General features: G+C 49.7%; 15 protein-coding genes and 1 riboswitch. Of the genes, 11 read left to right on the top strand and 4 right to left on the bottom strand.

Features of this window, described 5'->3' with window-relative positions; genetic code table 11:
- Window positions 1-33: 33 nt before the first annotated feature.
- The 4 genes from KGF70_RS03085 (at window position 34) to KGF70_RS03070 (ending at window position 4,217) form a co-directional block, all read left to right on the top strand.
- Entirely contained in the window at window positions 34-915 is an 882-nt protein-coding gene (locus tag KGF70_RS03085) for a helix-turn-helix domain-containing protein (protein ID WP_367114990.1), read from the top strand.
- 289 nt (window positions 916-1,204) lie between these two features.
- Window positions 1,205-2,095, top strand: a complete 891-nt coding sequence (locus KGF70_RS03080; RefSeq protein ID WP_216786411.1) for an alpha/beta hydrolase — start codon at window positions 1,205-1,207, stop codon at window positions 2,093-2,095.
- Window positions 2,096-2,107: 12 nt separating this feature from the next.
- A complete protein-coding gene (locus KGF70_RS03075; protein WP_216768442.1) occupies window positions 2,108-3,322 on the top strand; it encodes an MFS transporter in 1,215 nt (404 codons plus the stop codon).
- A complete protein-coding gene (locus KGF70_RS03070) occupies window positions 3,315-4,217 on the top strand; it encodes an ROK family protein (RefSeq protein ID WP_216768443.1) in 903 nt (300 codons plus the stop codon). The genes KGF70_RS03075 and KGF70_RS03070 overlap by 8 nt, the downstream gene beginning before the upstream one ends.
- Window positions 4,218-4,559: 342 nt before the next feature.
- Here KGF70_RS03070 and KGF70_RS03065 read toward each other — a convergent pair whose 3' ends face one another.
- The 3 genes from KGF70_RS03065 to KGF70_RS03055 all read right to left on the bottom strand — a co-directional run bounded on the left by KGF70_RS03065 (window position 4,560) and on the right by KGF70_RS03055 (window position 8,784).
- Window positions 4,560-5,885, bottom strand: coding sequence for an Nramp family divalent metal transporter (locus KGF70_RS03065; RefSeq protein ID WP_101873789.1), 1,326 nt, complete (start codon window positions 5,883-5,885; stop codon window positions 4,560-4,562).
- On the bottom strand, window positions 5,872-6,831 hold the full coding sequence (hemH, locus tag KGF70_RS03060) for a ferrochelatase (protein ID WP_216768444.1): 960 nt from the start codon (window positions 6,829-6,831) through the stop codon (window positions 5,872-5,874). Before hemH ends, KGF70_RS03065 begins: the two co-directional genes overlap by 14 nt.
- Before the next feature lie 561 nt (window positions 6,832-7,392).
- The gene (locus tag KGF70_RS03055; RefSeq protein WP_216768445.1) at window positions 7,393-8,784 is read right to left on the bottom strand and encodes an amino acid permease; all 1,392 of its coding nucleotides are present in this window, start codon (window positions 8,782-8,784) and stop codon (window positions 7,393-7,395) included.
- A 113-nt stretch (window positions 8,785-8,897) separates the two neighbouring features.
- On the opposite strand from KGF70_RS03055, the gene mmuM reads away from it, so the two are divergent.
- The gene (gene mmuM / locus KGF70_RS03050; RefSeq protein WP_216768446.1) at window positions 8,898-9,812 is read left to right on the top strand and encodes a homocysteine S-methyltransferase; all 915 of its coding nucleotides are present in this window, start codon (window positions 8,898-8,900) and stop codon (window positions 9,810-9,812) included.
- Between the two features lie 521 nt (window positions 9,813-10,333).
- On the top strand, window positions 10,334-11,842 hold the full coding sequence (locus tag KGF70_RS03045; protein ID WP_216768447.1) for a glycosyltransferase: 1,509 nt from the start codon (window positions 10,334-10,336) through the stop codon (window positions 11,840-11,842).
- A gap of 67 nt (window positions 11,843-11,909) precedes the next feature.
- On the opposite strand, the gene KGF70_RS03040 is transcribed toward KGF70_RS03045, so the two are convergent.
- The gene (locus KGF70_RS03040; RefSeq protein WP_050340212.1) at window positions 11,910-12,629 is read right to left on the bottom strand and encodes a hypothetical protein; all 720 of its coding nucleotides are present in this window, start codon (window positions 12,627-12,629) and stop codon (window positions 11,910-11,912) included.
- A gap of 110 nt (window positions 12,630-12,739) precedes the next feature.
- Window positions 12,740-12,842, top strand: a riboswitch (SMK box riboswitch).
- Here KGF70_RS03040 and metK point away from each other — a divergent pair.
- The 5 genes from metK (at window position 12,840) to KGF70_RS17565 (ending at window position 23,941) form a co-directional block, all read left to right on the top strand.
- Window positions 12,840-14,027 (top strand): methionine adenosyltransferase, encoded by a 1,188-nt coding sequence (gene metK, locus KGF70_RS03035; protein WP_050340213.1) that lies wholly within the window; start codon window positions 12,840-12,842, stop codon window positions 14,025-14,027. It overlaps the preceding riboswitch by 3 nt.
- Window positions 14,028-14,163: 136 nt before the next feature.
- Window positions 14,164-15,672: an MDR family MFS transporter gene (locus KGF70_RS03030; protein ID WP_088769743.1), complete on the top strand. Its 1,509-nt coding sequence runs from the start codon at window positions 14,164-14,166 to the stop codon at window positions 15,670-15,672.
- A 404-nt stretch (window positions 15,673-16,076) separates the two neighbouring features.
- Window positions 16,077-16,772: a KxYKxGKxW signal peptide domain-containing protein gene (locus KGF70_RS17730; RefSeq protein WP_367889990.1), complete on the top strand. Its 696-nt coding sequence runs from the start codon at window positions 16,077-16,079 to the stop codon at window positions 16,770-16,772.
- Between the two features lie 159 nt (window positions 16,773-16,931).
- The gene (locus KGF70_RS03025; RefSeq protein ID WP_301554440.1) at window positions 16,932-23,507 is read left to right on the top strand and encodes a lp_1303a family serine-rich repeat glycoprotein adhesin; all 6,576 of its coding nucleotides are present in this window, start codon (window positions 16,932-16,934) and stop codon (window positions 23,505-23,507) included.
- On the top strand, window positions 23,450-23,941 hold the full coding sequence (locus KGF70_RS17565) for a hypothetical protein (RefSeq protein ID WP_263852152.1): 492 nt from the start codon (window positions 23,450-23,452) through the stop codon (window positions 23,939-23,941). The genes KGF70_RS03025 and KGF70_RS17565 overlap by 58 nt, the downstream gene beginning before the upstream one ends.
- Window positions 23,942-24,037: the final 96 nt, after the last annotated feature.

Raw genomic sequence — 24,037 nt, 5'->3', positions numbered from 1 at the left:
ATCGTTAACAACGACCGTGACACTTTAAGGATGGTGACTGATTTGGCAACTAATTTTCAACACGAAATCGTTACGCGGACGCAACCCTTGTCAGCATGGGTTCATTATCATGATCAGCACGCGCCCAGTGAAATTGCTGCGCATTGGCATCAAGGGATTGAACTGTCCTATACCATCAGCGGCCATATCGATGATTTTACGATCAACGGGCAACATTTTCGCACTTCTGCCGGCCAATTATTGGTCGTGAATTCGCAACTGATTCACAGCATCCACACGCATAATACGCCCGAAATCCGGGCATTATCGGTCATCTATCCCTACGATTACGTGCGGCGGCTTTATCCTAAGATTGAGACCGAAATTATCGCAGTCAACGACCCACACCAGTTTACCAGTGCGCAACAAGCGATGTATCTGAACTTACAAGGACACTTTGACCAGCTTTATTTGGCCTTGCAACGGCCGAGCGCGGTGACCAATTTACGACTGGAAGCCGAAACGGCGCAAATCTTAGCAGATCTTTTAACTTATTTTACCAGCGCCAAAGCCAGTACCGGTGTGATGTACGGCAAGGATGCCCTGGCAGTCGAGCGCATCCAGAAGATCAGTACCTACGTGGCCCAGCATTACACCGAGCCCATCAGCTTAACGGACGTGGCCCAAAAGATCAACGTCACCAAGGAATATCTGACGCGCTTCTTCAAAAAGCAGATGGCCATGACGGTCGGCCAATACGTCAACCTGGTCCGAGCGCAACATGCATATGAAGACTTGCTTGGTGAGCGGGGCAACCTGACGACGATTGCCTCGATGAACGGCTTTGCCAGCACGCGGGCACTCAATCGCGCCTTCCAAACGGTGTATCATCAGTCCGCTGCCGAAATTTATAAAACGAAACATACTTGGGATTAGATTCCGGCATCAGTGAACTAGCAGGTTAACAATTGCACCTTGCACGAAAGGTGGTGGTCCATCATTAGCCCGCTGCTGTAATTTTCAAAGGGAGGCAAACTTGGTATCCGCGTCGACGGCTAAGGCGGACCAGCCAGCAGTGAAGCGTAAAGATTGGTGACTATCACGAGAAGGCACTCAAGCAACGAACCACAAACAAGCTAAGATTGAACGACTAATTGGTTGATTTCGCACTATCAACTGGTGAGTCGTTCTTTTATGATAAAGGCAATTAATGGAGGCGCTTACAATGACTGAAAAAGACTTAAAGCAAGCAATTATTGAATTACGGACCGCGTTTAAAACTAATGATGATGCACGTGATGCCGGTTTGCCACGAGAAGTCGCCGGTGTTGAACGGTTAGACGACCTGAGTTACGGTCCCGACCCAAAGTGGCACTTACTCGACTTGTATCGCCCGACGGATGCACCGCGGCCCTTACCCGTGATTATTAATATTCACGGTGGCGGCTGGTGCTATGGGACGAAGGAAACCTATCAATTTTACGGGTTAAACTGGGCACAACGGGGCTTTGCATTCGTCAATCCCAATTATCGCTTAGCGCCGGATGCCGTTTTCCCTGACGAATTGGATGATGTCGATCGTTATATCCACTGGGTGGCCGACCATGCCGATGAATATGGATTGGATCGGAATAATGTCTTCCTATTGGGTGATAGTGCCGGTGGTCAGATGGCTGAACAGTACGCCGCCATTTTGACCAATCCGGACTATCGCGATTTATTTGGCTATCAACTGACGGATTTGCATTTTCGGGCCGTCGTATTGAACAGTGTCGCCGCCTTTCCACTCGATGAAGGAATGGTCACGGGTGCGGTAGCCGCTTACTTCACGCCGGAAGCGATTCAGAAACAACGCAATCAAATCGAAGCCGAACGGTATATTCAAGCGAACTACTTGCCGACCTTCATTTGTACGGCGACGGAAGATTTTATTCGCAATAATTCGGCCAAACTCGACGGCTTTTTGACCGCGAAAGGGATCGAGCACGTCTTCAAAATGTATGGCGACGAAAAACATCCGCGCGGGCACGTCTTCTTAGTCAGTCAAAAGGATGACATTGCCAAGCAGGCGACGGATGATGAAATGGCCTTTTTGAACGCTCATCTGAGTAAATAGGAGGCGACGACCATGAAAGCAAAACAAGATCGATTTATTTTCAAGGCCTCACTGCTGTCAATCTCGTTATTTTTGATGATGGCGCCACAGATTGCATCGGCCTTACCGCCGATGTATCACGCGTTCAAAGGGGTACAGGCAGCCGGGGTGCAGACCTTATCGACGATTCCTAATTTCGGCATCGTTGCCGGCTTGCTGATCAGTCCGTTCATGGTGCGGTGGTTCCATGAACAAGCGACGATTATCATCGGCCTGTTAGTGACTTTGATTACCGGGACTTTTCCGATGTATGCGAGTGCTTACGTGCCAATTCTGATTTCACGTTTTCTGATTGGCCTGGGCATTGGATTGTTCAATTCGTTAGCGGTCAGCTTGATTCCGCAATTCTACAAACGGGATGAGGATGAGCTAGCGCGGATGATTGGCTACCAAAATGTGATGGGCAGTGTTGGTGCGGCGATTGCATCGTTCTTAGTGAGTTATTTAGTGACCATCAGCTGGCACGCGGCCTTTGCGATTTATTTGTTGGTGATTCCAGTTCTGATTCTATTTGCGCTGTTTGTACCGCTACCACACGCGGCGGCCGCTCGTCAGACCAACCAGACTGAAACAAAAGCGACCGGAAGTCACCAAATCAATCGGCCGGTGGTTGTTATTTCTATTTTGATGTTCTTAGTGTTTACGTTCTATATGCCATTTTCTTATGAATTACCGAGTCTGATCGTCAATGAAGGACTCGGAAATGCCAGTACCGCTGCTTTGATTGCCGGTTTATCAACCTTGGTCAGTATCCCAATCGGTGCCAGTTTTGGCTTCTTTTTCAAACGCTTACACGACCGCATCTTCCCGTTAGGCTTTGTCCTCGTGGCTGTCGGCTTCTTGCTGATTGCGATGGCAACTAACATCATCTTCCTGTTCATTGCCGTTATTATTTTAGGCTTTGGATTTGGCCTCGGCGTCCCTTATCTGTATAACTGGCTGGATTGGGCCGCACCTGAACAGTCGTTGAATCTGGCGACGACGATCGTCTTGGTACTCGTCAACATCGGGTGTTTTGTCTCGCCAACGATTATGGATGCCTTGGCTGGCGCGGTTGGCCATGGCACACCTCGTGGCATGATGGTGCTCAGTGGTGCCGCCTTCATCTGCATCGCCATTTACGCAGTTGGGCACTATCTGCATGTGCATCGCACCCAAGCAAACGTGGCGGGTGATTCACGTGACTAATCAATACCTGTGTTTTGATATTGGCGGCACGAACTTGAAGGCCGGACTACTCGATGCAAATGGGGGCCAGATTCAGCCGGCCACCAGCGTCCCGACGGCTCAGGATTTGGCCGCATTTTGGCAACAGCTGTTTGACATCGCTGACCAGTACGTCGGTCAGATTGCGGGCATTGCAGTTAGTGTTCCGGGCCAAGTTGATCCGCAGACTGGCATCGTTTATCATGGCGGTGCGTTGCCGTTTTTGGACCAATGCCCTTTACAACAAACTCTAGCGATGCGGTATCAGTTGCCAGTCGCCGTGGAAAATGACGGTAAGGCGGCGGCCCTCGCTGAAAATTGGCGGGGAAGTTTGCAGGGCTGCCAAAATGGCCTAGTCTTGGTACTCGGTACCGGTGTGGGTGGTGGCTTGATCATTCATAACCAGCTGTATCGCGGCAGTCATTTTCAGGCTGGCGAATTAAGTATGATGTTAGCGGCCAGCACATCTGCGCCCATTAAAATAACCGGGCAGACGGGTTCAGCAGTTGGGATGATCAGTGCGATTGCGCATGAATTGCAGCTGCCAGATGAACATGACGGTCGGCAAGTGTTTGCGGCGTTGGCAGCTGGTAACCCAAAGGCGCTGGAAATGTTCAACGCTTATGGTTGCCAAGTGGCTCAGATTATTTTAAACGTTCAAGCCGTAATGGACCTGAACGTAGTCGCGATCGGTGGTGGCATCAGTGCCCAACCGCGTGTGGTTCCCATGATTCAGCAGCAGTACGACGCACTACTCGAACAATTGCCAATGATTCGGGATACGTTATCACAACCCCGAATCGTGGCCGCTAAATTTCATAATCAGGCTAACCTGATTGGGGCGTTGGCGGCGCTGCTGGGGATGGCAACTGTTTAAGTAGGGTTGCAGGACACTAGTGATGCGATGCTAATTCGATGAGTGACGCTGGCTGTGGTCTTAATCTGCATGCAGCTTGGACTTGTTGAAGTATCTCCAGTCTGCGACTGAAGTTCAGTGGAGGAATGCTGCGACTGGTGAGTAACCCGTGCGTCAATGATTGGGCCAATCATTGCTGATGTTTTTGTTCAGAAAGTAAACCGCCACAACTACTAGAATGGTTAAATTGAAAGCCGACTAAAAATCTGCGTTTGAAGTGTCCGAAGCAGGCACTCCAACGCGGATTTTTAACGTGGCAATCTTTAGCTGCACGATGACCATCATCACACAGCGCAGTCAGTTTCAAAACAAACTATAAACCAAATAAATATTCAAAATCGTAATAATTCCCGCCAAGCCATACCCGAGCCAAGTCACAGCGGGGCGATTGACGTGCGCCCCCATCAGCTGTCGATTATTCGTTAACGCGACTAACGGCAATAAGGTGAAGGGCAGGGCGACGCTAAGCGCAACTTGCGCATAAATGATCAGATTTTCAAACGCGGCATCACTGAAGCCAACCATAAAGCCAATGATCAAGATTGGAATCAAGGTGACCGCCCGGGTCAATAGCCGCCGTTGCCAGAGCGGTAGGCGGATGTGCAAGTAGCCTTCCATGACGATTTGGCCGGCGAGCGTACTGGTGATCGACGAAATCAGGCCGGTGATGAGTAGCGCGAGTGCGAAGAGCCAGCTCATGAACGGACTCGCCAGTGCACCCACGATGGCCGGATTTTTCAACCCATTGAAGACCGCTTGCAGACTTGCCAGTGCAGTGGTGTGGCCGAAAAATAAGGTCCCACCGAGCACGAGTAGTAGCGCATTGATGAGAAAGGCGGCAATCAAATGAACCGTCGAGTCCCAGTTAGCAAAACGTAAGGCCTCGTTGACTTGCAGTGGGTCGTGATAATCGTAACGGCGACTCTGTGCGAGCGACGAGTGTAAGTATAAGTTATGCGGCATGATTGTTGCGCCTAAAATACCGAGGCTGAGCACCAGGGCGGTATGATTTTTAATAATCAAGCTATTTGGAACAAGCCCGAGCATCACTTGACCGACTTGGACGTGCGCGCGACCGACTTCCAGCCCGAAGATGATGCCGACACTAATGATTGCGGCTAAGACTAAGAATTCGACGCGTCGAATCCCAAAACGTAAGAATAGCAAAACCACGAGCACGTCCGCAATCGTCAGTAAAATTCCGGCTAATAATGGCAACCCAAATAATAGTTTCAATGCGATCGCCGTCCCGATGACGCCGGTCATATCAGTCGCCATCATCGCGACCTCATTTAATATCCAGAGCGCATAGCGGATGGGACGCGGCAACTTGGCCGCAATCGCCTGCGCTAAATCTTGTCGAGCGACGACGCCTAACTTGATGGCCAGCGCCTGCATGAACATCGCGACGATAATTGCCAGCGCCAGCACCGTCAGTAGGCGATACTGGAACTGACCGCCACCTGCCAACGAGGTCAGCCAGTTGCCCGGGTCCATGTAGCCGACTGCGACCAGCGCGCCGGGTCCGCTGTAAGCGAGAAATTTACGCCAAAATGCGGTCTGGTGCACGTCGGGGACGGCAACACTCTGATTGATTTCTTCCAAACTCTGGCGGCTACGTGGTTGCATGGGCACGCGCCTCCCACTTTTGAACCGCTAAATCAGCGAGTAACTGACTGAATTGGGGGTCCGTATTCATTGGTGGCACGAGTTCGAACCGGTCACCGCCGCTGGACTTGAAGGTCTGATAATTTTGAACATAATCCTCTTCTAAAGTTTCCAGACAGTCGACGACAAATGACGGGGTCGCAATCAACACGTTGCGTTTGCCAAGTTCGACCAGTTGCATCAGTTCATTGCGCAAGTAGGGTTTTAACCACGGCATTGGGCCAAACTTGGATTGATAGGCGGTGACGACCTTGTCCGCCGGTAATTCAGGCAGCTGCGCCAAGACGGCCGCGGTTGTCGCTTCACACTCCTTTTGATAAGGATCGCCGTGCCGAACCATCGCTGTCGGAATGCTGTGATAGCTGAAAATGACGGCATCAAAATCGTGCTGCTGATAGCTTTCCCAGACTTTAGCGGCGAGTAGTTGAATATACGTGGCGTTATCGTAGAAGTGGTCGATGAACGTATGTGGTAAACCGGTCGCTTCGACTTGCCGGTGAATGCCGCCATGGGTACTCTGCGTATACTGAGGAAACAGTGGCAGCACGATTGGTTGTTTACAGCCGTCCGCCACCATCGCCTGCAACGTCTCGCCAATGTCTGGTTGGCCATACGTCATCGCCAGTCGCACGTCCCAATCAGGGAGGTCAGCTTGGACCTGTTCACAGATTTTTTCACTATAAACGATCAGCGGTGACCCTGCCGGCAGCCAACTGTCTTGATAAAAGGTCGCCGAGCGCCATGAGCGTGTCGGTAAGATGATGCCGCGAAGCAATGGTTGCCACAGTGCAACTGGCATTTCGATGACGCTTGGGTCACTTAAGAATTCTTGTAAGTACGTTTTCACATCCTGCGTTGTCGGGGATGCTGGGGAGCCTAAGTTAACGAGTAATAATCCTGGATGCATTGAAACCCCTCCCATAATCTTGTTAAATTAATCATAGCATAATTAATCACTAGTATACGGGGTCAATTATTTATTAATTCGATTATCGTGTGATAACCAATTAGTCGTCCTGATTTGAAATTGCGGGGATACGGGCGGATGTGAGTGTGCGCGCGGATTGCTTGTCTGAGCCGCGCTGTGGTTAGGTCGTTCACCTTACAGATCTGATTTGGCAAGCTGCTTAGAGCTAACGAGAAAAGACCACGTCACTCAAGGTTGGATTACGGATGCAACTGAGCGTTGATGATGTGAGCACGTGTCGCAGACTAACTGTTCGTCTGCGCGTGTACGCCATCGTCCGATTACGGCGCCGACAAGCCGGATCAGGCGTGACAATCACAGCAGGTTTAAGGCCAGCGCGCACTGTTTTCAGTGGTGCTGAGCCGGCTACTTTTAAACGACAAAAACGGCAGCCGTTCCTCAATGAGAATGACTGCCGTTTGGTTGGTATGATAATATTAATTTCAAATCTTGAGCTTGAATTCGGCTGACAGCACGCATGCCATCACGGTCATTGACACGTTACTTCTCCGTATCCGTAGCCGGATGCCGTTTGAACTTGCGGCTGAGGTAATAGCCGAGGTAACAAATCGCCACGAATGGCACCGTATAGTAGAGGGCAATTCGCTGGTTAGGGTCGAACCAAATCAGCAAACAGGACAAGCCACTCAAAATGAACGCGAGCCACGGGACGACCGGATAACCCGGTGTCTTATAGGCTAACTTGTCTAACGATTGCCCGCTTTTGAGGTAAGCTTTGCGGAAGTTGATTTCAGATAAGGCAATTGCCATCCAGACGATGACCACCGCGAGACCTGAGATTGACACGAGGACCAGGTAGACTGAACCGGCAGCATAAACGCTGGAGAGTAGGGCTAAGATGCCGCCCAACATGCTGGTGATCAGGGCGACCAGTGGCACGTCGCGTTTGGTCGTCTTTTTGAAGACCTGCGGAATCGTGCCTTCGTTGGCCAGTGACCACAACATCCGCGTCGAGGCGTACAAGCCCGAGTTGGCCGCGGACATAATCGCCGTCAGCACGACGAAGTTCATTAAGTCGGCTGCATACGGAATCCCAATTTCTTTAAAAACGAGCACGAAGGGACTTTGTGTGACGCCGGCTTGTTTGTATGGAATCAGCGCAGCCATCTCGAACATACTGCCGACAAAGAAAATAATAAGGCGCCAAAGGGTGGTCTTGATGGCAGTCGGAATCGTGTGGGCGGGGTCCTTGGTTTCACCGGCCGTGATCCCAATCAGCTCGGTCCCTGAAAAGGCGAAGTTGACGGTCAGCATGGTGGTGAAGACGCCGCCAAAGCCGTTTGGAAACCAGCCGTTGCGCGTATAATTCGTTAGTAGCGGTGCGCTGGCATGCCCGTGCAGCGGTAATAGGCCAATCATTGCTAGGGCACCTAGCACGATAAAGACGACGATGGCGACTACTTTGATACTAGCAAACCAAAATTCGGCTTCGGCGAACCACCGAACGGAGAGCGCGTTGACCGTAAAAATCACGACCATGAAGACGAGGCTCCAGATCCAGGTGGCGATGTGCGGAAACCACGTTTGCATGATGAGCCCAGCGGCAGTGAATTCGGAACCGAGGGCAATCGTCCACGTCAGCCAATACAAGATGGCCACCGTGAAACCAGTGCCGGGGCCGATGTATTTTTTGGCATACACGTGAAAGGCCCCGGTATAGGGCATGGCGACTGAGAGTTCTCCCAGGCACAACATGACCAGGTACACCAGTACAGCGCCAATTGTATAGGCAATCAGCGTCCCAATCGGCCCGGCTTGATGAATCGTATAACCGGAACTTAAAAATAGTCCGGTCCCAATCACACCGCCCAGCGAAATCATGAGCACGTGGCGCGATTCCATCTGGCGGCTAAGGTGGGTTTGTTTTGACATAATGTTACGGCCTTCCTTACTTGCAGAATATATATGATTAGACTATGATTAGAAAATCAGCAATGCTCTAAGAATAACATAATTACAGCCAAGAAAGGAAGACAATCATTCGGATGATTTCATTAACTGATTTACTAACTAAGGGTCCAGTCGTCTCAGATGGCGCGATGGCTACCGAATTGGAAAAACGGGGCGTGGCGACCAACAGTGCGCTGTGGTCGGCAACGGCGATGCTTGATCACCCCGCAGCGATCCAAGCCGTCCACCAAAGTTACTTGGATGCTGGCGCGCAAATCATGACGACCAATACCTATCAGGCCAACGTGCCAGCCTTTGAACAGGCGGGGATTCCCGCTGAACAGGCGCGGCAACTGATTCAAAAGGCGGTCACTGTGGCCCACGATGCTCGGGATGCCAGTGCGGCCACTGGCGCTGTGATTGCCGGCAGTATTGGACCTTACGGGGCTTATCTCGCGGATGGTAGTGAGTACACTCGCGATTATCAGCTATCTCCAGCGGCCTATCAGGCATTTCATCAGGAACGACTCGAATTAATGATTGATGCGGGTGTTGATGTCTTAGCACTAGAAACAATGCCGCGACTAGATGAAGTTCAGGCACTAGTCGATCTGGTGACGACCCGGTGGCCTGATCAACCGTACTGGGTCAGCTTCAGTATCCGCGACCCACAAAGGTTATGTGATGGCACATCCTTAGCGACCGCCACACAGTGGGTCGCAGCCCAACCTAACGTGGTGGCCGTGGGGGTCAACTGTACCGCATTAGAAAATATCGAACCCGCCTTGAAAACGTTGCGGGCAGCAGTGACGATGCCACTGATTGTTTACCCCAATTCGGGTGACCAGTACGATCCAGTCACGAAGACCTGGCAGCCAACCGATTTAAGTCACCAGTTCGCGAGCTTTGTGCCTAAGTGGCTGGCAGCGGGTGCGCAGATCATTGGCGGCTGTTGTCGAACAACGCCAGCTGATATTGCGACCGTGGCGCAGGTGGTGGCGCACAGGTGAGTTCACGTGGTTAGGGTACGGATGCACGCTGGGTGATTTCCGTACCTGCTAAGTCATGCGTCTTGTTCATGAGAATTGTAAGCCGTGAGATTGAAAGTTTGGTCGATAATCATAAATCGATGATGGGTTAAGTCAGTCAACTGATAGTCACGGAGTACCATGTGCTCCCAAAAGCGGTGCAGGTCAGTTTAACTTGATTCGTTTTGGATGCAAATATAAATCAATGTCTATGATAACGATATGCAAATCGCATATTCTCTAAATCGGCACGATGTCCGGCAGTCTGTGTTGTCAGCACAGGCTGCTTTTCTGCGTCTTGTCAATTGATGTGCGGTTAGGGCGAGCCATCGCTGGTGGTCATTAGCATCTAAATGTGATACTGTAAAGATAGTATATGGTTATAATAGATAACCGGGTCAATGAATGTGGGCCGTGCAGGATGTTTGATTTGATTCAATCATTGTAATATGGGTTTCTAGCATAACCACACCGCATCAGAATTGTAGAGGGGATGGCAACGGATGTATTATTTTGTGGGTACTGGTTTGGGTCAAAAGCTAACGGGAATTGAGAAGGCGCAGCTGAATCGGTTGTCATTATTCGAGGCAGCTGGGCTTCAGGCCAAGTGTGTTTATGTGGATTATAATCCACGGTTGAATGAGCATGCCAAGCGCTTTGGTGCCCTGGGTAAATGCTTTAGTCTTTATGACTTTTTTCAAGAAACGATGCCCGAAATGGTTAAAGCCACAACGCATGATTGGCGAAATTACTGGCAATCGACGTGTCATTTTAAGCTCGTACGGGTGAGCAAGGCCAATGACTATCGAATTTTTGATGCGGAAGGTCGGTATTTGATGTATGCCCATTTCGTTGATCCAGATTTTCAGCAACTCGATTACGTTAATTATTTCGACAGTCATGGGGTCAAAGTTCGGCGTGAGTTTTATGATAATCGGGGCTTCTTAAGTCGCACTAGTTTTTTGGTGAAACACCAGGAGGTCCACACAGAAGTCTACTACAATCCACAGGGTCAGATTAAGTTGATCAAACAATACGATATTTCTCAGCCCGAGCCACGTTTACGACTAATCACGTTAAAAGATTACCATCACCGTGACTTTTTCTTTGATTCTGAACAGGCCTTGCAAACGTTCTTTTTTGATGAATTAGCGAATGCGGAAGATGTTTATTTTTGTGATCGCAATCGGCAAACGGCTGCTGCACTGAGTCAAACGAGATCAGAGGTTCGAGTCTGTTCAGTCCTACATAGTACCCATTTACGTGCGGGGGCGGATGTTGTGACTGGCCCGCTAAAATCGGTATATCGCTATGTCTTAACGCATCCCGACCAGTTTTACCGAATCATTGTTTCCACAGAGCATCAAAAGCGAGATTTACTAAAGCGGTATGATAACTTGCCACCGGTAGTTGTGATTCCAGTGGGTTATACGAACGAACATCCAATACAGCGAGCCGGGCGCAAACCTAACCGAATTATCAGTGTTGCACGTTACTCCCCAGAAAAGCAATTACCACATCAATTGGAATTAGTGCGGCGCCTTGTTCCTGAGTTTCCAGACTTGACCCTCCAATTGTTTGGGCATGGGTCCAAAATTGAACGACAAATGCGTCAGTTTATTCATACCAATCATTTGGAGCAGCACATCTTTATTCGCGGCTTTTTACCAGATTTGGCCGCTGAATACCAGCAGGCCAGTCTCGCGCTGATGACGAGTGTCGAAGAAGGCTTCTCGTTAGCGACGATGGAGGCTGAAAGCTATGGTGTGCCCGTCATCGGTTATCGTATCGCTTATGGTCCTGAGGATATTATCGAGGATGGCATCAATGGCTACTTAATCACCCCAGATGACATCGATGAACTCACTGATAAGGTCCGGTACTACTTGCAACACCCAGAGATTCACGAGCAATTTTTGGAGAACGCCTATCGTTCTTCGCAGCGGTTCAGTAAACAGTCGGTCATTGAAAAGTGGCGGCGGTTCACTCAGAATTTACAAACGAAAGCTTGAGCTAATTAAAACGCACGGTCAGCGGCATCAAACGGATGCGACTGTCCGTGCGTTTTTATGGCCTCAATCAATACAGCAAGAACATCAAAATCAGCTGAACCCCGACATTGATCATCAAATGGCGGCGTGTGCGGCCATACGACTGCTGACTGAACCAGACGGCAATCGTAATCAAAATTGCGAGGATCGTCTGCCAGGTCAACGGTTGTAAAAAGATGGTGATGACCAGCAGCGCACCAGTGATTGCGGAAATCAACTGATTGATTTGACGCTGATGGCTGAAGCTCGGGACGTAGAGGAACACGTAACTTGCTAACATGGGCACTAGTTTCCAGAGGAAGGTCGTGGACAAATAATTATTTTGCAGGTCAAAGACCGCCACTGGAATCGTGTAAGTCATAATGACGCCGAAAACGACCAGACCGAAGTAGTTTTGCATACCGAACCTGGGGACGGCCATGATGAGTAGCCATGCGCTACAAGTCAGTAAGAGATAGAGCAGTTCTGACTCCTTAGCGATGATATTGGTGAAGGCTAAGGCGACCGTAATCCCAATGGCAATCAGACTCCACTGCGGGGCGATGCGCCGGTCCAGGATGATGAAGACCGCCGCTGCGACAGCTAAGGTGTACCCAATCAGGGGGAGCTGCGCGGCTGAAAAGGTTGCCGTTTGAAATGACCGGCCGTAATCAAGCGCCGCCCACCAACTGATGATACTCTGGGCAATGGCATAGACGGCCAAAGCGACGTAATCGCGTTTGAGATGTAATTTTCCGATTCGAATCATTTTGTCAACACTCTCTAATTAAGATAATGCTTTAATCGTACCGGTCGGGGGTGCCGGCGTCAATAATTTCACGGAATTCTTTAAAAAAAACGGTGATTGTGATAACCTTATATAGTTATGAGCCGTTCCCGAAAGGATAAGTAACGTAAGTTTTATCGACTTACGATGCTTAGATGCCTTGTAACCGAAATTATCAAGGGGGAATTTATTGTGAGTGAAAGACACTTATTTACATCTGAATCAGTCTCTGAGGGTCATCCAGATAAGATTGCTGACCAAATCAGTGACGCCATCCTCGACGCCATGTTGGCGCAGGATCCGCAAGCACGGGTCGCCGTTGAAACCTCGGTGACGACTGGATTAGTGCTGGTCTTCGGTGAAGTTTCGACCAAGGCCTATGTTGATATTCAAAAGGTCGTGCGTGACACGATCAAGTCGATTGGCTACGTTGATGGTCAATACGGCTTTGACGGTGACAACTGTGCCGTCCTTGTCTCATTGGATGAACAATCACCAGATATCGCGCAAGGGGTCGATGACTCACTAGAGACGCGGACTGGCGATGCTGACCCATTAGATCAAATCGGTGCTGGTGATCAAGGGATGATGTTTGGCTATGCCATTAACGAAACCCCAGAATTGATGCCACTGCCCATCGCATTAAGCCATCGCTTGATGCGTAAAATCGCCGCATTGCGCAAGGCCGGTACAATCAAATGGTTGCGGCCAGATGCTAAGGCTCAAGTGACGGTTGAATATGACGAAGCCAATCAACCCCAACGGATCGACACGGTCGTCCTATCGACCCAGCATGATCCGGACGTTGACCTGGACACGATTCGTCAAACGGTCATCGAACAAGTCATCAAGGCAGAATTACCTGCTGAATTGTTGGACGACAAGACCAAGTACTTGGTCAACCCAACTGGTCGGTTCGTCATCGGGGGTCCTCAAGGGGATGCCGGTTTGACTGGTCGGAAAGTGATCGTTGATACGTACGGTGGTTTTGCCCATCATGGTGGTGGGGCCTTCTCTGGCAAGGATGCCACCAAGGTTGACCGTTCAGCGAGTTACGCGGCGCGCTACATTGCCAAAAATGTGGTTGCAGCGGGCTTAGCTGACCAAGTTGAAGTTCAGTTGGCTTATGCTATCGGGGTTGCAGAACCCGTTTCAATCGCCGTAGACACTGCCGGAACCGGTAAAGTCAGCGATGAAGCGTTGATTGCGGCTATCCGTAAGAACTTCGACCTGCGTCCAGCAGGTATCATTAAGATGCTTGACTTACAACGGCCAATTTATCGCCAAACGGCTGCATACGGCCACTTTGGTCGGACCGACATTGACTTACCATGGGAACACACGGATAAGGTCGATGCCTTAAAAGCAGAATTTAAATAACGCGGTAACGGTTCGCCGTTACGGTCTGTAGGTACTCGACGCTAAAAGCGACCTTTTATTCAGGGTCGCTTTTTTTTGCGGGCTACTTTTGTGAATGGTATTGACGGCAACAGAGAATAAAGGAGAATTAATGAACATGCAACAACGAAAAACGAATGTCGTGGCGGTGACGATTGCCATTTACGTCGCGACTTTTATGAGTGCGATTGAAGGGACCATCGTCTCGACGGCCTTACCGACGATCGTTGGGGACCTACATGGCGTGTCACTGATGAACTGGGTCTTTTCGATTTATTTACTGACCAACGCCATGATGACCCCAATTTATGGCAAACTAACGGACTTGGTTGGCCGTAAGCCGGTCATGCAAGCCGGCCTGATTATTTTTATCATCGGCTCAATGATGAGTGGGCTATCCAACTCGATGCCTGTGCTGATTTTTTGGCGCGCGATTCAAGGGATTGGTGCTGGGGCACTGATGCCAGTGTCAATGACGATCATTGCCGATATTTATTCGTTCGAACGTCGGGCCAAGGTACTGGGCTTCAATAGTTCGGCGTGGGGGATTGCCTCCGTATTGGCGCCACTGATTGGTGGGCTGATCGTCGATAAGTTGAGCTGGCACTGGATTTTCTTCATTAATGTGCCGGTCGGCCTGATCACACTGTTCCTATTCCAATTCTATCTACGCGAACCTAAGCGCCACAATGACGTCAAAATCGACTATCTTGGTAGCTGGTGGCTAATGCTCTTCCTACTATGCTTGATGTTGAGCTTCCAGTTGTTAGGTAACGCCACGATCAGTTGGACCGCGGTCATTGCAGCGTGGGTCATCAGTGCGTTAAGCTTGTGGCTATTTATTCGGCGCGAAAGTCGGACTGATGAACCCGTGATTTCGATGGACTTATTCAAGAATCGGACTTTTGTGATTCAAAACGCGGTGGCGGCGCTCGTGAGTGGCTTCTTAATGGCTGTGGAAGTCTACATTCCAACCTGGACGCAGGGGATTTTAGGCGTACCAGCCTCGTTAGCCGGATTTGCGGTGACACCGAGTTCATTGATGTGGATCGTTGGTTCATTTGTCACCGGCCGCTTGTTAGCTAAGTGGGCCCCACGGCGGATTCTCTATCTCAGTCTGGCATTCATCTTAGTCACCAGCATTTGCTTAGCTTGGCTGCCAGTCACGACTGCCTTCCCATGGTTCTTCCTTATCACGGCAATCGGTGGGATCGGCTTCGGAATCACGATTACCGCGACAACGGTGACGTCCCAGCATTTAGTCCCTGCAAAAAACGTTGGGGTGGCGACGTCGTTCAACACGCTGAGCCGGACGATTGGTCAAACGTTGATGATTTCCATCTTCGGGATCGCGTTGAACGTCGGCATGAACCAGGGGATTCAGCAGCACCCAGCGACGAACATGGCAATGCTGAACAAGTTAATTAATCCGCAAACGGCGACTGAATTACCACAACACTTATTGCCGACCTTGCATCGGATTCTCTACACCGGGCTACATTGGGTTTACCTGATTGGTCTGGGGTTAGTCATCTTGGCGTTATTAGTCAACAGTTTGGACCGCGGTGTTCAAAAAACGGCGGCCGAACATGCGGCGGATTTAAATCACAATCATGGTGAATTGTAAACGAGTGACTAGTAGACCAATTGCTTTTAGATTGAAATAATTGTGTGAAAGCATTACCAAATTTATCAGTATAAATAAATTTCAAGAAAAAATCACAAAAAATTCACAATTTATTTTGTAGAACCAGTATTAATAATATTTAAGTAAACTAACGAGTGTCATGGGCTTTTCAGCGCCTATGACACTCGTTTTCATTAATATTATTTATTTAATAAAAACATCATGCAGATAAATGGCGTGAGGGTAACAAGATTGACCCGGTTAACTATTGGCAATTGAACCTAATCATAGTATTATTAACTTAACATCAAACGGTTAATGGTGTATACCAATAACAATATATATGAATGCACGCTATCATATATGAATGGGTTTGATTAGGTTTAAAGAAGGAAGGCTAAACCATGAAATTTCTGAGACATAAATCTTTTAGAGGAGATCCGAAAGTCCACTACAAGATGTTCAAAGTTGGTCGTACTTGGGTATTTACGGCCATGGCATCTTTTGTATTGACTGGTGCACCACAATTGGTATCCCACGCGGACACGGTTGCGGCGGACACATCTAGTGATGCCACTAGCAGTACGACTAGTGCGGCGAGTTCGGAGTCGAGTTCATCGACCTCATCAGCAGCAAGTGCGGCGGCACTGGCTGCTGCCACGGCCAGCAGCTCGACTAGCGAGAGTACGTCAACGTCAAGTAGCTCGGCATCTTCTTCCAGTGAAACTGAGAGTAGCAGTAATTCCGATAGTAGTTCGTCAAGTAGTTCAACCAGTTCGAGTAGCTCTGCAGCGAGTTCGGCAAGTAGCACGAGTACGACTAGTGCCACGTCAACTTCCAGCACCGCAAGTAGCAGTGTAAGCAGCACGACGTCAACTTCAAGTGCAGCTAGTGACAGTAGCACTAGCGCTTCTAGTGCAAGTTCGAGCGAAACCACAAGTTCAACATCGAGCAGCTCTAGTTCAGACAGCAGTTCCAGTGCTGACACTAGTTCTAGCTCAACGGCCAGCTCCAGTTCAACCAGCACGTCCAGTGCAAGCACTTCAAGTTCAAGTTCTGCCAGTTCTAGTACTGCCACAAGTTCAGCATCGAGCAGCTAGGCGAGTTCGAGTACAGCGACTCAATATGCGACTATTGCGGCATATTCAGCTACAACGACCTCATCCAGCGCCAATACGGATAGTACGGCCGCAAATGCTGCATCATCCTCAGCTTCATTAGCTGATTCATACGCGACACTTGCAAGTAGCTATGCTAGTTTGGTCAACGACTTAACGACGCAAGCTGCAGTGAGCGCCGCCCAAAGTGCCTATCAAGAAGCAATCTACGCTGCTGACTTGGCACGCCACTATAATAGTTTGGCAAATATGTACTTAGATGCAAATGATAATGAGGTTGGTAACGCTGCAAGCAATGCCGTTAACTACGCAAAAGCGTCATCTTCGGCTACTTCGGCAATGACTGCAGCTAGTTCATACGCTGTAGCTGCTTCAACTGCCGCATCGACCGCCAGCAGTGCGGCAACGCAAGGGCTGGTTAGTTTAGCAAGCAGTACTTACACTGCTGCCTCTAGTGCAGCAAATACCGCAACGGAAGCTGCTAGTTCAGCTGCCGAAGCCGCTAATAGCGCTTACTTAGCAATGCAGTATGACAAGACCAGTACCACCGTTTCATCTGCGTATGCCGTTGCTTCTAGCACGGCCGCAGCTGCAGCTTCATCAGCTTATGCAGCCGTAAGTAGCGCCGCCGCCAACGATGATTATGAAGCCACCAGTACGGCCTATGTTGCAACGACCTCAGCCGCAACGACTGCAGTAAGTGCCGCAACAGCTGGGAGCACTGCCGCAAGTACGGCAACTTCAGCCGCGAGCCTTGCAAACAGTACGGCAATCAGCGATTTAGCAACTGCCGCTTCATCTAGTGCCACGGTTGCAAGTAGCGCGACGAGTACTGCTTCGAGCGCAGCCAGTGTTGCTGCTACTCAAACTGGGACGCAAGCGGCGGCTTATGCTTCTAGTGCCGCGACAGCAACTAGTTCAGCTTCATCAGCTTATGCTGTTGCTAGTTCCGTTGCAGTCGCTGCCGTTAGCGCCAGTGATCCTGGTACGGCTGATTCTTATGCTCGGGTTGCACAGTCTGCGTCATCATTGGCAAACAGTTACGCTGCAGTTGCAACTTCAAATGCCACTTTGGCTGCGAAGTTCTCAACTAATGTTAGTGGACAACAAACTGCGAGTTCAAATGCAACATTAACCACTTCAACGACTACGGAGAGTGTATCTGTTGGGGACACGATTAATATTACCAACTCACTTAATGTTGATACTGGTCTCTTGGGTGTTGCTGGATCCGCTACGTATACTTGGTATTATTCAACTGACGGCGCTGATTGGGTTGTGATTACTGGTGCTACTTCAAGTACTTATTCCACAACGATTAGAGATGCAGGAACCTATTATTACCAAGCGGTTGCTGCTGGTTCACTAAATGTAATTTCAAAATATCAGGCAGCTGGTAACGTGATCACCATTGTCGTTACGAATCCAGAAGGGACCTACACGGAAATTGCCAGCAGCTATGCAAGTACCGCAAGTAGCGCTGCTTCAACTGCGACTTCACAAGCTAATGCAGCCAGTGACGCCATCAGTTTGGCCAATTCTTCCGCTAACTTGACGGGTTCATTGGCAACTTACTATACGTCGCAAGCAACTTCTTCATATAATGTTGCTAATTCGTATGCTTCATCAGCAGCTATGATGGCTAGTTCAGCAGCTTCAACCAGTGCCTTGGCTTCTTCCTATGAAGCTGAAGGTGCATACTCCAGTGCCAGCTTCGAGGCATCGGTCGCTGCAAGTTATGCCAGCTATGTAACAGGTTTTTCAAGCCTTGCAAGTAGCGCTGCTTCTGCCGCCATGGCTAGCCTCAACACGGCGCTTGAAAATGCTGTTACTGAAGATAATGATTCCTCAGCGGCAGACTATCTAGGTTCGAGTTACGCTAACTTGGCTTCATCATCTGCAACCGAAGCAGGGAGTCAAGCCTCATTAGCTGCATCGTATGCCGCTAATGCCGCTAACGCTTACAACGTTGCGGGATCATCGTTTAATACGAGTGCCACTAGCAGTTATAGTACGGCAGCTAGTTCGGCTGCAGCCGCAGCTAGCTCATACGCAGCCGCAGCCAGTGATGCCGCTAGTTTGGCCGCATCGTATGCTGCAGATGGTGAGTATAAATCAGCTGCTTTGCAACAAAGCTATGCCGCACTACGCTTGACTTATGCGACTGATCAAGTTGCTGCAGCTTCAAGTGCCGCCAGTGCAATGACTGAGACAGTTGTTGAAGCGCAGTCTAGTTACTACAACTCAATTGCAACTGCAGCTTCAAGTGCTGCCAGTGCAGCTTCTTCAGCCGCGACGACCGCCTCGAGCGTTGCAAGTTCATTGGGTGCCAAATACACGTCAAACACGGTGTTGGGTAGCTCATATGTTGCCGACACGAATAGTTACGCAACCAGTACTTTAGGGGCTGCCGCAGCTGCAACATCTGCAGCCGCAATGGCAACTCAGTATACCAGTCAAGCTTCCTCAGCAGTTGCTGCGGGTGACTATGCTGCTGCAAGTTCGTATGTCACCAATGCTTCAGCTGCAGCGAGTGAAGCAACTTCCTATGCTGCTCTTGCAACAAGTTATGCGGCACTTGGCTCCACGGCCGCTTCTTCAGCAGTCGCTTATTCGAATGATACCAGTTCACTGCAATCATCAAACATAGGCGATGCAATCAGTATCTGGGGTATCACCATTTCGGGTGGGGTGACCTCGCAGCCGTCAACAGTTACGTCAACGGTTACTGGGGGAACTGTAACATTATCAGCCGCAACTGCAACTGGTTTGTTCTCCGTGGCCACTACTTCGTCAGGAACTTGGTATGTACAGATTAATGGGACTTGGCGGACATTGTCCTATGCCACTAGTAACGGTTATGTAACGCTTGTCTCAAGCAGCTCGTCAAATAATGCGACGACCAATACGAGTTCAATCACGTTTACGGTTCCAAATACCGGAACATTGCTATTCCAGTATGTTTCAAACTATTCATTCCTTGGAATCGTCGGCACAACCACGTTTGCAAGTAACATTGCAGAAGTTGACATTTACGAGAGTGATATTCCAGCAACGGATATCAGCATCTCAGGTGATGATTACGTTGTTAACCCAACGACGAGTTCGACTTCAAGTAGCTCAGTGACAAGTCAATATACCTCAACGACTAATCCATCGAACGCGACTGGCGAAATCACATGGACAACTAGTGATTCTAGTGTTGCAACGATCGATGATTCTGGACTTTTGACCGTTGTTGCTGATGGTACGGTGACGATCACCGTAACAATCACAAATGCGGATGGGACAACCTATTCGGCTTCGAAGACCGTTACGATCGGTAATGGACTTGATGACGAAACTGCCGATGCAGGTAGTGATCTTACCTGGACACCAAACGGTAGTTATACCAGCGATACTGGTGATAGCACGTTTACGTATCAATGGTACTATTCTTCAACTGCTGATGGCACTGGTACCGCATTGAGTGGCCAAACTAGTGCGGAGTTACAGTTGGATGACTTAACGACTAGCGAATCCGGTTACTACTATCTAGTTATCACAGGTACCAGTGGTTCAACGACTTCGACAGTAACATTAGGCCGGGCATATTTGACCGTTAACGCAGTTCAAACTTCAGCAGCTGATTCCGCTGCAAGTGAAGCAGCTGACTACGCTAACCAAGCCACAGAATACGGATCGGTTGCGAGTTCATATGCGACTGTTGCTAACGAATACGCAAGCAGCAATTCAACTGCTAGTTCTTATGCTGAACAAGCAGCTGCAGCTGCATCCGAAGCACAATCAGCTGCAACCGCAGCTTCAACTGCAGCTTCAAATGCGGCAACCGCTCAATCAAGCGCTGATTCCGCAGAAGCTGCTGGTGACAATTCAGCCGCTTCAAGCTATGCAGAAGAAGCTAAGTCAAAAGCTTCCGAAGCTTCAGAGGCTAAGAAGAAGGCTTCCAGTGCTGCGGATGATGCAGGGTACTATGCTGATTTAGCTGCTAATGTTGTTGAGGATGATTCTGACTCGGATAGTGATTCAGATTCAGACAGCGATTCGGATAGCGACAGTGATTCCGACTCGGACAGCGACTCAGATTCTGACAGTGATTCAGATTCCGATAGCGACTCAGACTCAGACAGCGATTCCGATTCCGATAGTGATTCAGATTCAGACAGCGATTCCGACTCCGACAGCGATTCAGATTCTGACAATGACTCAGACTTCGATAGTGACTCGGATTCCGACAGTGATTCCGACTCAGACAGCGATTCCGATTCTGACAGCGACTCGGATTCCGACAGCGATTCAGATTCCGACAGCGATTCAGATTCCGACAGCGACTCGGATTCCGACAGTGACTCAGACTCGGACAGCGATTCCGACTCCGATAGTGACTCGGACTCAGACAGCGACTCAGATTCGGATAGTGACTCTGACTCGGATAGCGATTCTGACTCGGATTCCGATAGTGACTCAGATTCCGACAGTGATTCCGACTCGGACAGCGACTCAGACTCCGACAGCGACTCAGACTCTGACAGCGACTCAGACTCTGACAGCGATTCGGATAGCGACAGCGATTCAGATTCTGACAGCGACTCAGATTCTGACAGTGACTCGGATTCCGATAGTGATTCCGATTCGGATAGCGACTCAGATAGCGACAGCGATTCCGACTCCGACAGCGATTCTGACTCAGATAGTGACTCGGATTCGGACAGTGACTCAGATAGCGACAGCGATTCAGATTCCGACAGTGACTCAGATAGCGACAGCGATTCCGACTCCGATAGCGATTCTGATTCTGACAGCGACTCAGACTCCGACAGCGATTCAGATTCGGACAGCGATTCCGACTCCGACAGTGACTCCGACAGCGATTCCGATTCGGACAGCGATTCCGATTCTGATAGCGACTCAGACTCTGACAGTGATTCCGACTCAGACAGTGACTCTGACTCAGATAGTGATTCAGATTCCGACAGCGATAGCGACTCAGATTCCGATAGCGACTCAGATTCGGATAGCGACAGCGATTCTGACTCAGATAGCGACTCAGATAGCGACTCAGATAGCGACAGCGATTCCGACTCAGACAGCGATTCCGATTCGGACAGTGACTCAGATAGCGACAGCGATTCCGACTCCGACAGCGATTCTGACTCAGATAGTGACTCGGATTCGGACAGCGATTCCGATTCCGATAGTGACTCGGATAGCGACAGTGACTCAGATAGCGACAGCGATTCCGACTCGGACAGTGATTCGGATAGCGACAGCGACTCAGACAGCGATTCAGATTCCGATAGTGATTCGGATAGCGACAGCGACTCGGATTCGGACAGCGATTCAGACTCGGACAGTGATTCAGATAGCGACAGCGACAGCGACTCCGACTCAGATTCCGACAGTGACTCGGATTCCGACAGCGATTCCGATTCTGACAGTGATTCTGACTCCGACAGCGATTCTGACTCCGACAGCGATTCCGATTCAGACAGTGACTCAGACTCGGATAGTGATTCCGACTCCGACAGTGACTCAGATAGCGACAGCGATTCTGACTCGGACAGCGATTCCGATTCTGACAGCGACTCCGACTCGGACAGCGACTCAGATAGCGACAGCGATTCCGACTCTGACAGTGATTCAGATTCTGACAGTGATTCAGATTCTGACAGTGATTCAGATTCAGACAGCGATTCCGACTCCGACAGCGATTCCGATTCGGACAGTGACTCAGACTCCGATAGTGACTCGGATTCCGACAGCGATTCAGATTCTGACAGCGACTCGGATTCCGACAGTGACTCAGACTCGGACAGTGATTCAGATAGCGACAGCGATTCAGACTCGGATAGTGATTCCGATTCTGACAGCGACTCAGATAGCGATAGCGACTCGGATTCCGACAGCGATTCAGACTCCGATAGTGATTCAGATTCAGACAGCGACTCAGATTCTGATAGTGATTCTGATTCGGACAGCGACTCCGATTCGGATAGCGACTCGGACTCAGACAGCGATTCCGACTCCGACAGTGATTCGATTCAGATTCCGATAGTGACTCGGATTCCGACAGCGATTCAGACTCCGATAGTGATTCAGATAGCGACAGCGATTCAGACTCTGACAGTGATTCAGATTCTGACAGCGATTCCGATTCGGACAGTGACTCAGACTCCGACAGCGACTCAGATTCCGACAGTGATTCTGACTCGGACAGCGACTCCGATTCCGATAGTGACTCGGATTCCGACAGTGATTCCGACTCCGACAGCGATTCAGACTCTGACAGCGATTCCGATTCAGACAGTGATTCCGACTCGGACAGCGATTCCGATTCTGACAGCGATTCAGATAGCGACAGCGATTCTGACTCGGATAGTGACTCGGATTCTGACAGCGATTCCGACTCCGACAGTGACTCAGATTCCGATAGCGACAGTGATTCCGATTCCAACAGCAACACCGGATCTGGTTCTGGCAACAATTCCGGCAGTAACTCCGGTAGTGGATCGGATACTGAGACTGACTCAGATAGTAGCTCATCTGACTCGAACAGTGGCTCGACTAGTGGAACAAACAATACCGGTTCAACGACGAATACTGGTTCTTCTACTACTAGTTCAAACAGTAGTACTTCAACTGGAACGTCAAATGGTACCGTGGCTTCAAGTTCAACTAACTCGACGTCGGCTTCAAGCGCTAGTGCATCAACTGTAGCTGCAACGAGTGGTGTTTCAGCCACAGCTGCTACGTTGGCAGTTGCATCGCCATCAAGTGATGGTGCAGCAACCACGTCAACGACTGCTGCAACTCCAGTAGCTTATGCGGCTGCAAGTGCGCAGAGTACGGCAACCACTGATTCTGAAGATGGGACGACTTCAACATCATCTGACTCAGACACTAAGGGCTCAGATAGTGATGATTCGGATACGGATGATAAGTCCACTGATACCGACAGTACGAATGATAAAGTTGGTACAGGCAATACAGATGAGAATGGCAAGACTGCATCTGACACAAGCAATAACGCTGGAACGATCTTTGGCGGGTTGCTTACAGCAGCTGCAGCGGCCGGACTCGGCTGGTGGTTCTTCTTGTTCGGCCGTCGTCGTAAGAAAGATGATGACGAAGATGAGGATCAACAAAAATAGTTTAAATTCAAAGTAACTTTGTTAGCACTGTAAACGAAACTCGGTGTAAAATTAAACTATTGACCAAAGCGGGCTGAATAGGCCCGTTTTGGCATA

The sequence above is a fragment of the Lactiplantibacillus sp. 7.2.4 genome (assembly GCF_018991185.1).
In the GTDB taxonomy this organism is placed as follows: domain Bacteria; phylum Bacillota; class Bacilli; order Lactobacillales; family Lactobacillaceae; genus Lactiplantibacillus; species Lactiplantibacillus pentosus.
This window is presented reverse-complemented; position numbering and strand designations above follow the sequence as displayed.